The sequence below is a fragment of the Aestuariispira insulae genome (assembly GCF_003385955.1).
Taxonomy (GTDB): Bacteria; Pseudomonadota; Alphaproteobacteria; order UBA8366; family Aestuariispiraceae; genus Aestuariispira; species Aestuariispira insulae.
Window position 1 is genome coordinate 1 of the sequence record NZ_QRDW01000040.1, and the last position, 1,942, is coordinate 1,942.

Annotated in this window: 4 protein-coding genes; 2 read left to right on the forward strand and 2 right to left on the reverse strand. The window is 48.3% G+C overall.

Annotated elements, in window-relative coordinates; genetic code table 11:
* Window positions 1-9: 9 nt before the first annotated feature.
* Window positions 10-177, forward strand: a complete 168-nt coding sequence (locus DFP90_RS23410; protein ID WP_342767818.1) for a hypothetical protein — start codon at window positions 10-12, stop codon at window positions 175-177.
* Between the two features lie 28 nt (window positions 178-205).
* Here the strand turns inward: DFP90_RS23410 and DFP90_RS22555 are convergent, their stop codons facing one another.
* The gene (locus DFP90_RS22555; protein ID WP_115939716.1) at window positions 206-403 is read right to left on the reverse strand and encodes a hypothetical protein; all 198 of its coding nucleotides are present in this window, start codon (window positions 401-403) and stop codon (window positions 206-208) included.
* 196 nt (window positions 404-599) lie between these two features.
* A complete protein-coding gene (locus DFP90_RS23020) occupies window positions 600-989 on the reverse strand; it encodes a hypothetical protein (RefSeq protein WP_181905530.1) in 390 nt (129 codons plus the stop codon).
* A gap of 508 nt (window positions 990-1,497) precedes the next feature.
* Between DFP90_RS23020 and DFP90_RS22565 the strand changes: the two genes are divergently transcribed.
* Window positions 1,498-1,695 (forward strand): hypothetical protein, encoded by a 198-nt coding sequence (locus DFP90_RS22565; protein ID WP_147301119.1) that lies wholly within the window; start codon window positions 1,498-1,500, stop codon window positions 1,693-1,695.
* Window positions 1,696-1,942 lie beyond the last annotated feature (247 nt).

Consider the following 1,942-nt stretch of genomic DNA (forward strand, 5'->3'; position numbering starts at 1 on the left):
GCGGATGCGTTGGGGTTAAGCGCCATTCATCTTAACCGTTGTCTCAGGAAACTGAGGGAAGATAATCTCTTAACCTTCCAAAGCGGAAAAGTGACGTATCTGGACCTGATGGCGTTAACCAGGCTGGCTGAATTTGACAGTGATTACCTGGATCATTTGAAACCGGTTATTCAATAACCGACGTTCGGCAGCATCCAAAAGCCCGTCATTTCAGTACTTCTCTGGCTTTGGCCAGTTGGGCGATGCATTTGTTGTTCATTCTCATTTTATGGGCATCTTCCGCGGCGGTGTAGAATTGCATCGCCTCCTCTTTTTTATCACCGGCAGGTGCCTGATCACAGATTTTCTTTACCTTTTTCAGTTCTTCTTCGGCATCCAGATGCCTTTGTTCTGACGAGAGCATTGATTTTCTCCTTGGGGACAATATCAGTTGTTTCGCGTTATCTTGCTGAACGAAGCAAACACAAGGTGTTAACCGCCAGTAAAAAATTCTGTGTTTGTGCTTAGTACCCGCAATCGAAATAGGGTCAGGATCTAATTGAGCCTCCGGATGAGACTGGCAAAAATCGTAATGGCGGAATGGGAATCAACCGTTCATCTTATCGTTTCTCCCTGGTCCCGTTAGGAACATCAGGAATCATACCTTCATCATCTGCGCGGTCTAAGGCTTCGCGGTCAGCCGAGGTTTCGAGCTGATTGCAGTTGTGTGCCGGTTCAGAAAGCCATGCCCCCCTTGACTGATCTCGCTCCAGGGCGACATCCAGCGCATTGGGATCAATTGTCAAATGCCGTGCCATTACTGGATTTTTTGATTTTCCAGGCAGATGTATAACCGACCGGATCCTTCGATAAGCCCAAAAAGACAGCCCCTCAATAAGTTCCTCATCTGTTTCCACTTCATAACTGCCTGCCGGGAATGTCTCTTTGAAATCGCTGAGCGTGAAGGGGTTATTGAAGGTCACTGTTGATTTTATTGTGCGCACATTCATCGGATCGTGCCCCTATTCTGTTGTGCATCAAGCACGGATGCCTCCAAATAGGCTAACCTAGGATCTCTGTTGGGGGTGCCAACGCCTGGTTCCGATTCGCACGCAGCTCCTTATGCACAGGGTTTCAGTCGTTCAGGAATATTCGTTCCAAATGCTACGGTGGTAAGAACTCCTCATCCCCGGCTGTTTGTCATTGCTGGTTCAACACTGCGGGGCTCAGCATTTCAGATGACAGTAATACGGACCTCCCCCGTACATGCTGATTGAAGTTAGTCTTGGCGTTTTTTTTTCTTCAGCGCCTTGGAACTTATTCTCGGAAAAGCTGATTTGAATTAGTGCGCCACATGTAATTCGGGTGGATTGTGGTTCGTGGCAGCCGGATGGCCGACTGCTTTGGGCAGCAATGACATCCAATTTATGAATACTGGCTGCCTTTCTGACAAAACTTCCCTATCTGCCCCTTCAAACTGAACATGCCATGAGGCTAACCCCGATCAAGGAGATTGTCATGCCGACACCTGAACAAAGCCACTCCCAAACGAGCGAACAGCTTAAAGCGGTCAAGGCCATGTGTGAGAAAGCCCCCTCCGGGCCCAAAAAAACTCAGGCAAATGTGCATCTGACGGCAGCTGAAGCGGCATATAAGCAGAAAGAAAACGGGCAATGCATCGCTGAGTTGGAAAAAGTACGGGCTGCGCTCAAGTAAATGTGTGAAGAGCTGTTTTCGGTGTCCCGGTTTCTTTCCGGGACGCCTCTTTTTTAGGTTCATCTCGCATTAGCGGGAAAAGTGTCCGTCGTCAAAACAAATGGGTCAGTTGAGCGTCTGATTTAGTGGAGGATCTGGCTCATCATTTGTTGATGTTTAAGCAGCTTGCTTGAAGTGATTCAAGCGCCGGTTTTTCATGGTGGTCAGTTTGATCTGTTTTCTCCTTTCCAGAATGGCGGTATCGCGG